The organism is Type-E symbiont of Plautia stali, assembly GCF_059731115.1.
Genome location: NZ_AP035906.1, coordinates 3,971,966 through 3,987,079, shown reverse-complemented (window position 1 = coordinate 3,987,079; position 15,114 = coordinate 3,971,966). Strand labels below are relative to the sequence as shown.

Genomic DNA, 15,114 nt, shown 5'->3' with positions numbered 1-15,114 from the left:
TAAAATGGCAGAGAAACGCAATATCTTTCTGGTTGGGCCGATGGGTGCCGGCAAAAGCACTATTGGTCGTCAGTTAGCTCAGCAACTCAATATGGAATTTTTCGATTCCGATCAGGAAATTGAGCGACGTACCGGAGCGGATGTAGGCTGGGTATTTGATGTGGAAGGCGAAGACGGTTTCCGCGATCGCGAAGAGAAGATCATTAATGAACTCACCGAGAAACAAGGCATTGTCCTGGCGACCGGTGGTGGTTCTGTCAAATCCCGTGAAACCCGCAATCGTCTCTCCGCCCGCGGCGTGGTCGTTTATCTTGAAACGACTATCGAGAAGCAACTTGCTCGTACACAGCGTGATAAAAAACGTCCGTTGTTGCAGGTTGAAGAGCCACCGCGCGAAGTACTGGAAGCTTTAGCTGGCGAACGTAATCCACTTTATGAAGAGATCGCTGACGTCACTATTCGCACTGACGATCAAAGTGCAAAAGTTGTCGCCAATCAGATCATCAACATGCTGGAAAAAAATTAATCCAGCGCCCTGACGGCTCAGCAATAGGTATCGGTCATCATGGAGAAGATCACTGTCTCACTCGGGGATCGTAGTTACCCCATCACCATCGCTGCCGGACTGTTTAACGATCCGGCTTCTTTTTGGCCGCTAAAAGCAGGCGATAACGCCATGCTGGTGACCAATGAGACGCTTGCCCCGATCTACCTCGACAAGCTGTCAGCACTGCTTTCGCAGGCGGGCGTGAAGGTGGATCAGGTGATTTTACCTGATGGTGAAAAGTACAAGACGCTCGCTGTGATGGACGATGTCTTCACCGCGCTGCTGCAGAAACCGCATGGACGTGATACCACGTTAATTGCGCTCGGCGGCGGTGTGATTGGTGATCTCACTGGGTTTGCTGCTGCGAGCTATCAACGCGGTGTGCGCTTTATCCAGGTACCGACAACGCTGCTGTCTCAGGTCGACTCTTCGGTCGGCGGTAAAACAGCCGTCAACCATCCGCTGGGCAAAAACATGATTGGTGCCTTCTACCAGCCAGCCTCAGTGGTGGTCGATACCGATTGCCTGGCTACGCTGCCGGCGCGCGAATTAGCGTCTGGTCTGGCGGAAGTGATCAAATACGGCATTATCCTCGATGGCGAGTTCTTCCAGTGGCTGGAGCAGAATCTTGATGCGCTGCTGGCACTGGATCAGCAAGCCCTGGCCTACTGCATCCGTCGCTGCTGTGAACTCAAAGCTGAAGTGGTCGCCGCCGATGAACGTGAAAACGGTCAACGCGCGCTGCTCAATCTGGGCCATACTTTTGGTCATGCGATTGAAGCACACATGGGCTATGGCAACTGGTTGCATGGCGAAGCGATTGCGGCAGGCATGGTGATGGCTGCGCGTACCGCTGAACGTCTGGGACAGTTCTCTGCAGCGGATACCGATCGCATTATCGCGCTATTTCTGCGTGCCGGTTTACCGGTGCACGGCCCGGAAAGCATGCAAGCAGAAGCGTATCTTCCGCACATGATGCGCGATAAGAAAGTGCTGGCGGGTGAAATGCGTTTGGTGCTGCCTCTCGCAATTGGCCGCTCTGAAGTGCGCGCAGGTGTGGCACATGATATGGTGCTGGCTGCGATTAACGATTGTATAAAATACTGAAGATATCCGGAATAAGTTGAGCTGCAGCAAGGTGAGCATTGCATGCATTCCAGGCGCTGATGTGAGTGAGCGTCTGGATAATAAAGTGCAACCAACGCCGTTTCAGCTTGAGTATGACGGGTAGAGTGGTGATGCGGTGCGTGGGAAGCGTGCTGTTTTACGGAGGAGGCTAGATGGATGAGTTCAAACCGGAAGACGAGTTAAAACCTGATGCCAGTGACCGCCGTCCTACGCGGCCACGCAAAACGTCTTCTGCGCCGAAAGTGAAGGTACCTGTTTCTCGTCAGCATATGATGATGGGGATCGGCATCCTGGTTCTGCTGTTGGTAGTACTGGGCATCGGTTCGGCATTGACCGGTCCAGATGAAAAGAAACCAGCGACCACGGCTAATAATGGCAATGCGGCGCCGACGGCAACCGGCGGTGAAAAGAACATCGACCTTTCCGGCTCGACGTCCATGAGCGGCCAGCAAAACGCCACGCCTTCAGCGGAAGGAAACGCACCACAGACGTCAGCTGCATCATCCTCGCCAGCAAGCAGCGATTCCAACTCGATTTCTATGCCAGCGGTGTCTTCTACACCGACGCAGGCTGCGCCTGTCGATACGCCAACCAATCAGCAACGTGTGACGCTGCCGGGCGATCTCAATAGTGCGTTGAGCAACCAGCAAGGTCAGGTTGATAACGCCGCACAGGGTGCGCAAGGCATTAGTTCACTGCCCACTGCGCCTGCTACGGTGAGCGGTAACGGTAAAGCGATAACGCCTCCGGCGATGCGCTCTGAGACATCTGCGCGTACCAATAGCAACGTTTCACGTGAAACGCACAGCAACACCGCGCATAAAGCGCCGGCCACGTCGAAACCGGTAGCCGGAGCAAAAGAGAATAAAACACATACCACCGCCGCTCACAATGCACCTGTGAGTGCCAGCAGCGGTGCCAGTAAGTCACTGCCAACCGGTGGCAGCTACACGCTGCAGTTGAGCGGTGCGTCGAAAGAAGAGAGCCTGAATGCCTGGGCGAAGAAACAAAATCTGAGCGGTTATCATGTGTATAAAACCACGCGTAACGGTCAGCCCTGGTATGTGTTGGTCAGCGGTGCTTACGCTACGCCAGCCGATGCCAAGCGCGCAGTGGCATCATTGCCTGCTGAAGTTCGTGCGGCAAATCCGTGGGTAAAACCGTTGAGTCAGGTGAAGAAAGAAAGTCAGTAATTGATGTGGGGCTGCGATCATGCGGCCCCGTTTAAAGCGCAAAGCTGCTGTCGGTTCCACCACAGCCCATAATTAAGATGTAATAACCACGACAGCATGAAGAAAAATCGCGCTTTCCTTAAATGGGCCGGAGGGAAATACCCGCTGCTTGACGATATCCGTCGTCATTTGCCACAAGGTGACTGTTTAGTCGAACCCTTTGTGGGTGCCGGTTCCGTGTTCCTCAACACCGATTATGATCGCTATCACCTGGCGGACATCAACGGTGACCTGATCAATCTCTATAACATCGTTAAAAACCGCACGGTTGAGTTTATTGAAGACGCGCGGCAGCTGTTCACGCCTGAAGGTAATATCGCAGAGACCTATTACGCGCAACGTCTGGCCTTTAACGCCAGCAAAGATGAATATCAGCGTGCATTACTGTTTCTCTATCTCAATCGGCATGGCTATAACGGTTTGTGCCGTTACAATCTGCGCGGTGAGTTCAATGTGCCTTTTGGTCGTTATCGCAAACCTTACTTCCCGGAAGCGGAGCTGTTGTGGTTTGCCGAACGGGCGCAAAAAGCGACCTTTGTCTGTGAATCGTACGATGTTACTCTGAACAACGCCCCTGCTGGCTCAGTGGTTTATTGCGATCCGCCGTATGCGCCTTTGTCGGCGACGGCGAACTTTACCGCGTACCACACCAATAGCTTTAGCCTGCGCGAGCAGCAGCATCTGGCCGAGCTGGCAAATAAGCTGGCACATGAAAACAGCATACCGGTGCTGATTTCCAACCACGACACGCTGCTCACGCGTGAGTGGTATCAGAATGCGGTTTTACACGTAGTCAAAGCCCGGCGTTCCATCAGCCGAAGCATAAGTGGTCGCACTCAGGTTGACGAACTGCTGGCGCTTTTCCGCTAGCCTGTTTCGTCCGCGACCAACGCATTACGCCAGCTCTGGCTGGCGCACAAAATTGGGAGAATCGGATGAAACAATTTTTGCTGGCCCCTTCAATTCTTGCTGCTGACTTTGCTCGCCTGGGCGAAGATACCGCCAAAGCGCTGGCAGCAGGCGGGGATGTGGTGCATTTCGACGTGATGGATAACCACTATGTGCCTAATCTGACCATGGGGCCAATGGTGCTTAAAGCGCTGCGCGACTATGGCATTACGGCACCGATTGATGTGCATCTGATGGTGAAGCCGGTGGATGCACTGATTCCAGAGTTCGCTAAAGCGGGCGCGACTTACATTACCTTCCATCCTGAAGCCAGTGAGCACGTTGACCGCACACTGCAACTGATCAAAGAGCACGGCTGTAAAGCGGGTCTGGTGTTCAATCCGGCGACGCCGCTCGATTACCTCGACTACGTGATGGATAAACTCGACATCATTCTGCTGATGTCAGTGAACCCTGGCTTCGGCGGTCAATCCTTCATTCCCGGCACGCTGGACAAATTGCGTCAGGCGCGTCGTCTCATTGATCAAAGCGGTTACGATATCCGTCTGGAAGTGGACGGCGGTGTGAAGATCGATAACATCGGTCAGATCGCGGCGGCAGGTGCGGATATGTTTGTGGCCGGTTCAGCGATCTTTGGTCACCCCGATTACAAAAAAGTGATCGACGAAATGCGCGGCGAACTGGAGAAAGTTAATGGCTCATTTCACTGATATCCGCGCGCTGGCGTTTGATCTCGATGGCACGCTGGTCGATAGCGCACCGGGTCTGTCACAGGCCATTGATCATGCTTTAGGCGACTTGCAGTTGCCGCCGCCCGGCCTTGCGCTGGCCTCCACCTGGATTGGCAATGGCGCAGATGTGATGATGACACGTGCGCTGACCTGGGCACTAGGCCGTGAACCGCACGCCGAGGAGCAGCGCGACGCGCGCTCGTTGTTCGATAAGTACTACGCCGAAACGGTGGAAGCGGGCAGCACGCTGTTTCCGCAGGTGAAAGAGACGCTGGCGGCGCTGCACGCCAAAGGCTTGCCGATGGCCATCGTCACCAACAAGCCGACGCCGTTTGTCGCGCCTTTGCTGCAATCGCTGGGCATTGCCGATTTCTTCACGCTGATTATTGGCGGTGATGATGTAGTAGTGAAAAAGCCCCATCCGGCAGCGATCTTCCTTGTTTTGGGTCACTTTGGCGTACTGCAAAAAGAATTACTGTTTGTTGGTGATTCTCGTAATGATATTCACGCAGCTCAGGCTGCGGGTGTACCTAATGTCGGTATGACGTTTGGCTACAACTATGGCGAGCCGATTGCCGCCAGCCAACCCGATCTCACTCTCGATACTTTTAGCGAACTTTTGCCCGCTCTCGGGCTGTAATTATCAGGATATAACATGAGCAAACCCATCGTTTTCAGCGGCGCCCAGCCTTCCGGTGAACTGACCATTGGCAACTATATGGGTGCGCTGCGTCAGTGGGTGCAGATGCAGGATGATTTTCACTGCATTTACTGCATCGTCGATCTGCACGCCATCACCGTTCGTCAGGATCCGGCTGCGCTGCGCAAAGCCACGCTGGATACCCTGGCGCTGTACCTTGCCTGCGGTATTGATCCAGCAAAAAGCACCATTTTTGTACAGTCGCATGTGCCTGAGCACGCGCAGCTGAGCTGGGTACTGAACTGCTATGCCTACTTTGGCGAGCTGAGCCGTATGACGCAGTTTAAGGATAAGTCCGCGCGTTATTCTGAAAACATCACCGCGGGTTTGTTCGATTACCCGGTGCTGATGGCGGCCGATATTCTGCTGTATCAGACCAACCAGGTGCCAGTGGGCGAAGATCAGAAGCAGCATCTGGAACTGAGCCGCGATATCGCCGGCCGTTTCAATGCGCTGTATGGCGATGTGTTCAAAATTCCTGAGCCGTTTATTCCGAAATCAGGCGCACGCGTGATGTCGCTGCTGGAACCGACCAAGAAGATGTCGAAGTCGGATGACAACCGTAACAACGTGATTGGCCTGCTGGAAGACACCAAAGCGGTAGTGAAAAAGATCAAGCGCGCGGTAACCGATTCCGCCGAGCCGCCAGTGGTGCGTTACGACGTGAAAGAAAAAGCCGGTGTTTCTAACCTGCTGGATATTCTTTCTGGTGTCACCGGTAAGTCGATTCCGCAGCTGGAGCAGGAATTCGAAGGCAAGATGTATGGCCACCTGAAAGGCGAGGTGGCGGAAGCGGTTTCCGGCATGCTGACTGAGCTGCAGGAGCGCTATCATCGTTTCCGTAACGACGAAGCTTTCCTGAATCAGGTGATGCGTGATGGCGCAACCAAGGCCCGTGCGCAGGCGCAGGAAACGTTGAAGAAAGTTTATGAAGCGGTGGGTTTTGTGGCTCAGCCTTAATCAGCTAGCTGCCTGACCTATGAACGGCGAGTTGTGATGACTCGCCGTTTTTTTATGTTTAAAACCAGCGCAACTGGCGGCGCAGGCTGACCACGCGCCCGACGATAATCAGCGCCGGGCTGGCAAACTGCTGCGCCAGCGTGCTGAGTTCGGCTAACGTCGCGGTTTCCACCTGTTGTTCTGGCGTGGTGCCGTTCTGCACGATGGCGACCGGCATCGCCGCATCCATGCCATGCTGCAACAGCTGGCGCTGGATCTCGGGTGCCTGATTCAGCCCCATATAGAACACCAGCGTTTGCTGCTCTGCCGCCAGCTTACTCCACTCAATTTCGCCCTGTTGTTGCAGATGACCGGTGACAAAGCGCACGCTCTGCGCATGGTCGCGATGCGTCAGCGGAATGCCGCTGTAGGCGGCACAACCGGAGGCGGCGGTAATACCTGGCACCACGCTGAACGGAATGTTGTGCTGTGCCAGTACTTCTAGTTCCTCACCACCGCGACCGAAAATAAAGGGATCGCCGCCTTTCAGCCGTACCACGCGCTTGCCGCTCTGAGCCTGCTCTAACAGTAACTGGTTGATTTGCGACTGCGGCACGCAGTGATGTCCGGCCTGTTTACCGACGAAGATGCGTTCAGCATCGCGGCGCACCAGGTTGAAAATGGGTTCGGACACCAGACGGTCATACACCACCACATCGGCCTGCTGGATACACTGCAAACCTTTCAGCGTTAATAATCCGGCATCGCCTGGACCCGCGCCCACCAGCACCACCTCACCTTGTTGGGAGAGCGGCGCATCGAACAGCGTATCAACGATATGATCGGCGCGTGGCTTGTCACCATTCGCCAGCGTTTGCGCCAGACGATCGCTGGCAAAGAAGCGCTCCCAAAATGCCCGGCGCTGTCCCATGCTGGCGAAGGTTTTCTTCACCCGGCTGCGCAGTGTGCCAGCGAGTGAAGCCAGTTGGCCGAGATGCTGCGGCAGCATCGCTTCCAGCTTCTCACGCATCAGGCGTGCCAGCACCGGAGCGCGGCCACCGGATGACACCGCAATCATCAGCGGGGAGCGATCGACAATCGACGGCATGATAGCGCTGGCTTCCTGCGGCGCATCCACCAGATTGCAGAAGATGCGGCGTGCTTCGGCGGCATCGCCCACTTGCTGATTCACAGCGTCATCGTCGGTGGCGGCAATGACCAGCCAGCAGCCCTCCAGCCACTGCTCTTCAAATGTGCCGGGCAATAGGTGCAACTTTCCCTGTTCAGCCCACTGCTGAAACGCAGGAGAGAATTGCACTGCGCCAACGTGCAGATCGGCACCGGCATCCAGCAGCAGGCGCGCTTTGCGCTCGGCGACATCGCCGCCGCCGACCAATAAACAACGCTTGCCTCGCAGACGGCAAAACAGCGGAAAATAGTCCATCGCTCATCCTCAAAAAAGCCCGCAATGTGCGGGCTCTAAACGTTACATCGATTTCAGAGTAGTGGCTTGCGGTGCCACTTGCGGTCTTTGCGCTTGCGGGGTGGCGTACCAGTATCCAAGGCCCATCAATACCATCCCGGAGAACATGTTACCCAGCGTCACCCACAGCAGGTTATGACCTATGCCGCTCAAGGTCAGGTCGGCATTATGCTGACCAAACCACGACAGTGCAAAGACCGTCATATTCGCTACCGAGTGTTCATAGCCGGAGGCGATAAAGGCCAGCAGGCACCACCAGATGGCAATGAATTTTGCCGTGCCTTCGGTGCGCACTGCCATCCAGATCGCCAGACACACCAGCCAGTTACACAGCGCACCTTTAAAGAACAGCGCCATGGCAGGCTGTGTAGTTTTCGCCAGTGCGGCACTGTGAATCAGTGCGCCTGTATTGGGTAGCATCGCACCGGCTGCGTAGTAGTAGAGCAGGGCGACAAACACCGAGCCAATCAGGTTGCCCAGCCAGGTTTGCGGCAGTACGCACCACATCTGGCCCTGGCTGATGGTCCCGGCTTTAACGCCGACGGTGAGGAACATGGTATGGCCGGTAAACAGCTCCGACCCGGCAATGATCACTAGCGTCAGGGCGATACCAAAGGTCGCGCCCATGATCAGCGGCCGCCACGCAGGATCGGCCAGATTGCCGAGTGTGAAAATCAGGATGATGGCGAGGCCGACGTAAGCGCCAGCCATCGCCGAACTGATCCAGAAGGCCAGCGGACTGTGCTGTGCCGTACGCACAATGCGCGCCGCGTTGGCGGCGCAGGTATTCAGGGTGTCAGTAAACATAGTGACGTCTCATAAAGTAAAAGAATTCTGTCAGGCGCACACTTCGACCTGGCCCGCAGTAACGCGCACCGGATAGCTCGCCACGGAACGGGCGGCATCTTCCAGGCAGACGCCGTCGCTTAAACGGAAGCACTGTTTTTTCAGTGGGCTGGCGACCCACAGCGTGTGCTGATGTTCGGCAATCAGGCCGCGTGACAGCACGCTGGCTGCGGAGAAAGGATCGATGTTACTCAGCGCATAGAGTTGCTCATCATCATGCGGACGGAAGATGGCAATCTGCTGGCCTTTTACCAACGCGCAGACGCCGGTGGCAGGCAGGATTTGTTCGAGTTCACACACGGAATGCCACTGGCTCATGCGTCGATCTCCTCAATCTGGGTGATGGCGATGCGCTCGGCAGGACTTGCCGGACGGTGCTGATCGCGCTGGGCTACGTGCTGCACCAGCGGATCGCGCTGATCGCTGTTGATGAAGGTGCTGAAGTGGATGTGCTGCCGGGGATCGTTCACCGTTGCAGCCCATTCGCACTCGACTTCAGCCCGCAGGCGCGCCAGTTCAGCTTCCAGCTGCGCGTTGAGGCTGAGTTTGTCATCGACAATCACGCTGCGCAGATAGTTGATACCGCCCTCCATACTTTCCAGCCACAGCGAGGTACGCTGCAATCGGTCACCGGTGCGGATATAGAACATCATGAAGCGGTCGAGGTACATGAGCAGAGTGTCGCGATCCAGATCCGCCGCCAGCAGATCGGCGTGACGTGGCTTCATGCCGCCGTTGCCGCATACGTACAGATTCCAGCCTTTTTCCGTCGCGATGATGCCGACATCTTTGCCCTGTGCCTCCGCACATTCGCGCGTGCAGCCCGAGACGCCAAACTTCATTTTGTGCGGTGTACGAATGCCTTTGTAGCGGTTCTCGAGCTCGATACCGAAGCCGAGGCTATCGCCGACGCCATAGCGACACCAGGTGCTGCCCACGCAGGTTTTTGCCATGCGCAACGCTTTGGCATACGCCTGGCCGGTCTCAAATCCGGCATCAATCAGCTGCGACCAGATGGCAGGCAGATCGTCGCGCTGAGCACCGAACAGGCCGATACGCTGCGAGCCGGTGATCTTGGTGTAAAGATTAAATTCACGTGCCACCGCTCCAATCGTCATCAACCCTTCTGGCGTGATTTCACCGCCGGGCGAGCGTGGGATCACCGAGTAGGTGCCATCTTTCTGAATATTGCCAAGGAACAGATCGTTACTGTCCTGAAGTGGTGCGAGTTGTGGCTTGAGCACATAGTCGTTCCAGCACGAGGCCAGCAGCGAACCGACGGTGGGTTTACACACTTCACAGCCATAACCCTGGCCATATTTCGCCAGCAGCGCATCGAAGGAGGTGATCTCTTCGACACGAATCAGGTGATACAGCTCCTGGCGTGAATAGGGGAAGTGCTCGCACAGGTGATTGTTGACTTCGATACCCTGACGGCTCAGTTCCGCGTTGAGCACCTGAGTGATCAGCGGAATGCAGCCGCCGCAGCCGGTGCCAGCTCGGGTTTCGCTTTTCAGCATCGCCACGGTGTGGCAACCGCCTTGCACCGCGTTGACGATATCGCCTTTGCTGACATCGAAACAGGAGCAGATCTGCGCGCTATCCGGCAGGGAATCGACTCCCAATACCGGCTTCTCGCCGCTGCCTGCGGGCAGAATCAAACCTTCGGGATTGTCGGGCAGTGCGATGTTGTTCAGCGCCAGCTGCAGCAGATTGCCGTAATCACTGGTGTCACCGACCAGTACCGCGCCGAGCAGCGTGCGATTGTCTTCACTGACGATCAGGCGTTTGTAGATGTGTTTTTGTTCGTCGAGCCACATATAGCTGCGCGCGCCCGGCGTGCGGCCATGCGCATCGCCGATACCACCGACATCCACGCCCAGCAACTTAAGTTTGGCGCTCATATCGGCACCGGAAAAGGCACTGTCGCGTCCCAGCAACGCATCGCTGGCGACCTGTGCCATTTTGTAGCCCGGCGCGACTAAGCCGAACAGCCGGTTCTGCCAGGCCGCACATTCACCGACGGCATAAATCGCGGCATCACTGGTTTGGCAGCGGTCGTTAATGGCGATACCGCCACGCTGGCCGATTTCCAGACCACACTGTTTTGCCAGCTTGTCTTGTGGACGAATGCCAGTGGAGAACACGATGAAATCGACATCCAGCGAACTGCCATCGGCGAATTCCAGCGTCTTACCGCCTTTGGCGTGATGCACAATCTGCTGGGTGTTTTTGCCGGTATGCACCAGCACGCCCATCTGCTCGATCTTACGACGCAACTGCTCGCCGCCTTGCACATCCAGCTGTTCGGCCATTAATCCCGGTGCAAATTCAATAACGTGAGTTTCGATACCGAGATTTTTGAGCGCGCCCGCGGCTTCCAGGCCGAGCAATCCGCCACCTATCACCGCACCACGTTTTGTTCGGCGCGCACAGGCTTCAATGGCGTTAAGATCTTCGATGGTGCGATAGACAAAGCAGTCGCTGCCTTCAGCGCCTTTGATTGGCGGTATCCATGGATAAGAACCGGTGGCAAAAATCAGCGTGTCATAGTGCACCGCGCGACCGGTATCAGAGTGAATCAGTTTTTCGTCGCGGTTGAGCGTGATCGCCCGTTCACCGATCAGCAGGTTGACCTGATGTTTTTCGTAATAGCCGGGGCGAACCAGTGACAGCTCTTCAGCGGTGTGATGGGAGAAGTAGGCGGAAAGGTGGACACGGTCATAGGCGACGCGCGGTTCTTCACAAAAGACGGTAATGGCGAATTGGCCGGGCTCGGCTTTATCGATCAGTTCTTCTATAAAGCGGTGGCCGACCATGCCGTTGCCAATAATCACGACACTGTGCTTGCTCATGCTTGCCTCAAAAATTGCGGTATCTGCGCTTACGATAGCGCGCAATATCAGGCGCTTATTGATGCACATCAAGCGCACGGCTATATACCTATTTAGAGGTATGTAATTGATTTTGAACGAAAATGATAAGTGGCTTATTTGATTGGATATTGTGCAGCATCGGTTGCCATCAGTGTCGCTGCTACAAACTGAGCTGAGGGCTTTTTTGCATGGTCATTTTGGCAGACTAAAAACCTATGGCACAGACGGAAAGATTTTCATGCTAGCTTAACCTGTGGCTTAAAACGGGAGGAAGGCATGGCGAATCGCACACTAAAGTGGATCAACAACCTGCGTCTGGCCGGCCAGCAGGGTCTGTGGCAGATGGAAATCAACGGCGGCAAAATAACGGCATTACGCCCCCAGCCACCGCAAATCACGCAGCAGGATGATGCGCTGGATGCCGAAGGAGGGCTGGCAAGTGCCCCCTTTATCGAACCGCATATCCATCTCGACACCACGCAAACCGCCGGGCAGCCTGCCTGGAATCAGTCCGGCACGCTGTTTGAAGGTATTGAACGCTGGGCGGAGCGCAAGGCGCTGCTCAGCCATGACGATGTCAAACAGCGCGCACAGCAGACGCTGAAGTGGCAAATTGCCAACGGTATTCAGCATGTGCGTACCCATGTTGATGTTTCCGATCCTACTCTCACCGCGCTGAAAGCCATGCTGGAAGTAAAGGCGGAAATGGCGCCATGGATCGATATTCAAATCGTGGCGTTTCCGCAGGAGGGGATTCTCTCCTATCCAAATGGTGAAGCGCTGCTGGAAGAGGCATTGCGTCTCGGCGCCGATGTGGTAGGCGCCATCCCGCACTTCGAGTTCACACGCGAGTATGGCGTTGAATCACTGCATAAAACCTTCGCGCTCGCCAACCGTTATGACCGCATGGTGGATGTGCACTGTGATGAGATCGATGATGAACAATCGCGCTTTGTCGAAACCGTGGCGGCACTGGCACATCGTGATGGCAATGGCGAACGTGTTACCGCCAGCCACACCACGGCGATGCACTCCTACAACAACGCCTACACCTCGCGCTTATTCCGCTTGCTCAAGCTTTCAAAGATTAATTTTGTCGCTAACCCACTGGTGAACATTCACCTGCAGGGGCGTTTTGACAGCTATCCCAAACGCCGTGGTATCACACGGGTGAAGGAGTTGCTGGAAGCCGATATTAACGTCTGCTTTGGCCATGATGATGTGTTTGATCCCTGGTATCCGCTCGGCACCGCCAGCATGCTACAGGTGCTGCATATGGGATTACATGTCTGTCAGTTGATGGGCTACGAGCAGATCGACAATGGCCTGAGCCTGATCACCACTAACAGCGCGAAGACGATGCAATTGAAGGATTACGGTCTGGCGGTAGGTGACCATGCCAGTCTGATTATTCTGCCGGCTGAAAGTGGCTTTGATGCGGTGCGCAGACAAGTGCCTGTGCGCTATTCAATACGGCAGGGAAGCGTGGTGGCGGCAACGCAGCCCGCGAGCAGTGAAATCTATTTGGGTGAGGCGGAAGCGGTGTCATTCCGACGATAGTCGCTGCATAAAAAAAGAGTGCGCATCACTGCGCACTCTCTTGCTACTGCACCAGGCAACAGAGGTGAACGTTCACCCCTGCACGTCACCGATTAGTGCGTAATATGGCCGTGCTGGCGATGTTTAGTCACAAAGCCCAGCAGCACGCACATCAAAAACACCACGGCATACAAGCCATTAGCGGTAGAGAGTGCTGCATGTGCGCCGCCTTTCGCCACAATTGGGCCGGTAACCACAAAGGTCAGCATGGTGCCGACGGTGCCGCAGGTGAGGATAAAGTTCACCAGCTTCGGCGAAGAGACTTTGGTTTGCAGCGAGCCCAGCGTAATGATGGTGGTGTAGATAGCGCTGGAGCTGAAGCCGAGAATCATGATGATCCAGTGCAGCATGCTGGCGTCGTTGGTGGTGACAAACCAGTACATTAACCCGGTCGCCAGAGCCGCCAATACCATCAGGATGCGCTGCAGATCGAAGAAGCGCAGCAGTAAGCTGAACACCCACATGCCGACCATGTACGCGGTCCAGAAGTTACCGACGAGCTGACCAGCCGCCGCAATATCCATGCCCATCGATTTGGTGGCGTACTCTGGCACCCAGGAGATAAAGCCCAATTGACCGAGGATGTAGCACAGCGCCGCGATAGACAGGAACAACACGCCGATGCCCCATTTCTCTTTCTCGCCGCCTTGCACGGCTGCTTCGCTTTTCAGTTCCGGGAATTCCACCATCAGCGTCAGGACAAAGATCGCGATGTAAATCACCCCGATGCAGGCGTATACCCAGTACCACGGCAGCATGCGCGCCAGCAGTACGCCAGCGATGATCGGGAAAATGGTACCGGCCATGCTGAAGAAGGAGTCGGTGAACAGCAGGCGCGAGCCACGCTGGCGACCATCGTACAGATGGGTAATCAGGAAGGTACCGATCGACATGGTGATACCGCTGACCACACCGAGCACAAACATGCACAGCGAGAAGACGGTCAGGTTATGGCTGGTCATCAGGCCTGCCACCGCGAGGATCATCAGCACAAAGCCAAAAATCAGCTGGCGTTTCAACGGCACAATCACCATCAGCCAGGCGTTAAGGAATACCGCGACCAGGATACCGGCATTCAGGAAGGTGAAAGTGTTGCTCATTTCTGAGATGGGCAACTGGAAGTATTGGGCAATATTATCCAGTACCATACCGGTAACGATCACCAGCGCGCCGGTGAGCGCGTAGGAGAAAAAGCTGATCCAGGTAAGGCCAATGCGATTACGGTTTGTCATGTTCTGAACCTGTGATGCGCCGGGATTGGCAAAAAGTGTCATGAATTGTAAATGCAACTGTGATCTTAATAAACAACGAGTGTAACGAGCGCGAAATATTTCATTAATAGTGTGATTTTCGTCACGCAAATGATTGCGCACCTCAAAAAGTATGACAATCGCAACATCAGCGTAAATATCGGTAAAACGCTGGCTCTTGTATAACTTGCTCTTTACAATCGATCTCGTTTTTGAGCTTGCACTCCATGGTAAGGAATCTTTCATGTTTAAACGTACTTTGACAGCGGCAGTCGCCCTGTTAGCGCTCTCTTCTGTATCCGCTACCGCTCTGGCAGCCAAAGGGGATACCCATGTGCTGCTCACCACCTCTGCGGGCAATATCGAACTCGAACTGAACAACCAGAAAGCCCCGGTTTCGGTGAAAAACTTTGTCGACTACGTCAACAACGGTTTCTACAACAATACGATCTTCCACCGTGTGATCCCGGGTTTTATGATCCAGGGCGGCGGTTTCACCACGGATATGCAGCAGAAGCAGACCGTGGCACCGATCAAGAACGAAGCCGACAACGGTTTGCGTAACCTGCGTGGCACCATCTCTATGGCGCGTACTGCAGATAAAGATAGTGCGACTAGCCAGTTCTTCCTCAACGTCGCGGATAACGCCTTCCTCGATCACGGTCAACGCGACTTCGGTTATGCGGTATTTGGTAAAGTTGTGAAAGGCCAGGATGTGATCGATAAGATTGCTCAGGTGCCAACCAAAGATGTCGGCCCGTACCAAAATGTGCCGTCAAAACCGATTGTTATCCTGTCTGCGAAAGTCATGCCTTAATGAATTAACGCGCCGGCACTCGTCGGCGCGTTCTGCTGCTCTCCGGCAAAGCTAAAA

General features: G+C 55.1%; 14 protein-coding genes. 9 read left to right on the top strand and 5 right to left on the bottom strand.

Going from position 1 to position 15,114, the window contains the following annotated elements:
- The first annotated feature begins 4 nt into the window (after window positions 1–4).
- The 7 genes from aroK to trpS all read left to right on the top strand — a co-directional run bounded on the left by aroK (window position 5) and on the right by trpS (window position 6,207).
- Window positions 5–526 (top strand): shikimate kinase AroK, encoded by a 522-nt coding sequence (aroK, locus tag AC6I8L_RS18485; RefSeq protein ID WP_034820046.1) that lies wholly within the window; start codon window positions 5–7, stop codon window positions 524–526.
- A 39-nt stretch (window positions 527–565) separates the two neighbouring features.
- Entirely contained in the window at window positions 566–1,654 is a 1,089-nt protein-coding gene (gene aroB / locus AC6I8L_RS18480; RefSeq protein ID WP_058960588.1) for a 3-dehydroquinate synthase, read from the top strand.
- Window positions 1,655–1,827: 173 nt separating this feature from the next.
- Window positions 1,828–2,868, top strand: coding sequence for an SPOR domain-containing protein (locus AC6I8L_RS18475; RefSeq protein ID WP_058960589.1), 1,041 nt, complete (start codon window positions 1,828–1,830; stop codon window positions 2,866–2,868).
- A gap of 96 nt (window positions 2,869–2,964) precedes the next feature.
- Window positions 2,965–3,777 carry an adenine-specific DNA-methyltransferase gene (gene dam / locus AC6I8L_RS18470; RefSeq protein ID WP_034819614.1) on the top strand — a complete coding sequence of 271 codons (813 nt, stop codon included), beginning with the start codon at window positions 2,965–2,967 and terminating at the stop codon, window positions 3,775–3,777.
- Window positions 3,778–3,842: 65 nt separating this feature from the next.
- A complete protein-coding gene (rpe, locus tag AC6I8L_RS18465) occupies window positions 3,843–4,526 on the top strand; it encodes a ribulose-phosphate 3-epimerase (protein WP_034819612.1) in 684 nt (227 codons plus the stop codon).
- A complete protein-coding gene (locus tag AC6I8L_RS18460) occupies window positions 4,510–5,187 on the top strand; it encodes a phosphoglycolate phosphatase (protein ID WP_058960590.1) in 678 nt (225 codons plus the stop codon). The genes rpe and AC6I8L_RS18460 overlap by 17 nt, the downstream gene beginning before the upstream one ends.
- A 15-nt stretch (window positions 5,188–5,202) precedes the next feature.
- A complete protein-coding gene (trpS, locus tag AC6I8L_RS18455) occupies window positions 5,203–6,207 on the top strand; it encodes a tryptophan--tRNA ligase (protein WP_034819607.1) in 1,005 nt (334 codons plus the stop codon).
- 58 nt (window positions 6,208–6,265) lie between these two features.
- Here the strand turns inward: trpS and cysG are convergent, their stop codons facing one another.
- Genes cysG through nirB form a run of 4 tightly spaced genes read right to left on the bottom strand, consistent with a single transcriptional unit; the run spans window position 6,266 to window position 11,370 of the window.
- Window positions 6,266–7,630, bottom strand: coding sequence for a siroheme synthase CysG (cysG, locus tag AC6I8L_RS18450; RefSeq protein WP_058960591.1), 1,365 nt, complete (start codon window positions 7,628–7,630; stop codon window positions 6,266–6,268).
- Between the two features lie 42 nt (window positions 7,631–7,672).
- Window positions 7,673–8,476 carry a nitrite transporter NirC gene (nirC, locus tag AC6I8L_RS18445; protein WP_058960592.1) on the bottom strand — a complete coding sequence of 268 codons (804 nt, stop codon included), beginning with the start codon at window positions 8,474–8,476 and terminating at the stop codon, window positions 7,673–7,675.
- A 30-nt stretch (window positions 8,477–8,506) separates the two neighbouring features.
- Window positions 8,507–8,833: a nitrite reductase small subunit NirD gene (gene nirD, locus AC6I8L_RS18440; RefSeq protein ID WP_058960593.1), complete on the bottom strand. Its 327-nt coding sequence runs from the start codon at window positions 8,831–8,833 to the stop codon at window positions 8,507–8,509.
- Window positions 8,830–11,370: a nitrite reductase large subunit NirB gene (gene nirB / locus AC6I8L_RS18435; protein ID WP_058960623.1), complete on the bottom strand. Its 2,541-nt coding sequence runs from the start codon at window positions 11,368–11,370 to the stop codon at window positions 8,830–8,832. The genes nirD and nirB overlap by 4 nt, the downstream gene beginning before the upstream one ends.
- A gap of 297 nt (window positions 11,371–11,667) precedes the next feature.
- Between nirB and AC6I8L_RS18430 the strand changes: the two genes are divergently transcribed.
- A complete protein-coding gene (locus AC6I8L_RS18430; protein WP_058960594.1) occupies window positions 11,668–12,951 on the top strand; it encodes a cytosine deaminase in 1,284 nt (427 codons plus the stop codon).
- 92 nt (window positions 12,952–13,043) lie between these two features.
- Here the strand turns inward: AC6I8L_RS18430 and tsgA are convergent, their stop codons facing one another.
- Window positions 13,044–14,222, bottom strand: coding sequence for an MFS transporter TsgA (gene tsgA, locus AC6I8L_RS18425; RefSeq protein ID WP_058960595.1), 1,179 nt, complete (start codon window positions 14,220–14,222; stop codon window positions 13,044–13,046).
- Between the two features lie 262 nt (window positions 14,223–14,484).
- Here tsgA and ppiA point away from each other — a divergent pair, with 262 nt between their 5' ends.
- Window positions 14,485–15,057 (top strand): peptidylprolyl isomerase A, encoded by a 573-nt coding sequence (gene ppiA, locus AC6I8L_RS18420; protein WP_058960596.1) that lies wholly within the window; start codon window positions 14,485–14,487, stop codon window positions 15,055–15,057.
- Window positions 15,058–15,114: the final 57 nt, after the last annotated feature.

Bases quoted from the DNA above. Each gene is read 5' to 3' on its own strand.
- aroK (WP_034820046.1), top strand. From the start codon at position 5: ATGGCAGAGAAACGCAATATCTTTCTGGTTGGGCCGATGGGTGCCGGC.
- aroB (WP_058960588.1), top strand. From the start codon at position 566: ATGGAGAAGATCACTGTCTCACTCGGGGATCGTAGTTACCCCATCACC.
- AC6I8L_RS18475 (WP_058960589.1), top strand. From the start codon at position 1,828: ATGGATGAGTTCAAACCGGAAGACGAGTTAAAACCTGATGCCAGTGAC.
- dam (WP_034819614.1), top strand. From the start codon at position 2,965: ATGAAGAAAAATCGCGCTTTCCTTAAATGGGCCGGAGGGAAATACCCG.
- rpe (WP_034819612.1), top strand. From the start codon at position 3,843: ATGAAACAATTTTTGCTGGCCCCTTCAATTCTTGCTGCTGACTTTGCT.
- AC6I8L_RS18460 (WP_058960590.1), top strand. From the start codon at position 4,510: ATGGCTCATTTCACTGATATCCGCGCGCTGGCGTTTGATCTCGATGGC.
- trpS (WP_034819607.1), top strand. From the start codon at position 5,203: ATGAGCAAACCCATCGTTTTCAGCGGCGCCCAGCCTTCCGGTGAACTG.
- cysG (WP_058960591.1), bottom strand. From the start codon at position 7,630: ATGGACTATTTTCCGCTGTTTTGCCGTCTGCGAGGCAAGCGTTGTTTA.
- nirC (WP_058960592.1), bottom strand. From the start codon at position 8,476: ATGTTTACTGACACCCTGAATACCTGCGCCGCCAACGCGGCGCGCATT.
- nirD (WP_058960593.1), bottom strand. From the start codon at position 8,833: ATGAGCCAGTGGCATTCCGTGTGTGAACTCGAACAAATCCTGCCTGCC.
- nirB (WP_058960623.1), bottom strand. From the start codon at position 11,370: ATGAGCAAGCACAGTGTCGTGATTATTGGCAACGGCATGGTCGGCCAC.
- AC6I8L_RS18430 (WP_058960594.1), top strand. From the start codon at position 11,668: ATGGCGAATCGCACACTAAAGTGGATCAACAACCTGCGTCTGGCCGGC.
- tsgA (WP_058960595.1), bottom strand. From the start codon at position 14,222: ATGACAAACCGTAATCGCATTGGCCTTACCTGGATCAGCTTTTTCTCC.
- ppiA (WP_058960596.1), top strand. From the start codon at position 14,485: ATGTTTAAACGTACTTTGACAGCGGCAGTCGCCCTGTTAGCGCTCTCT.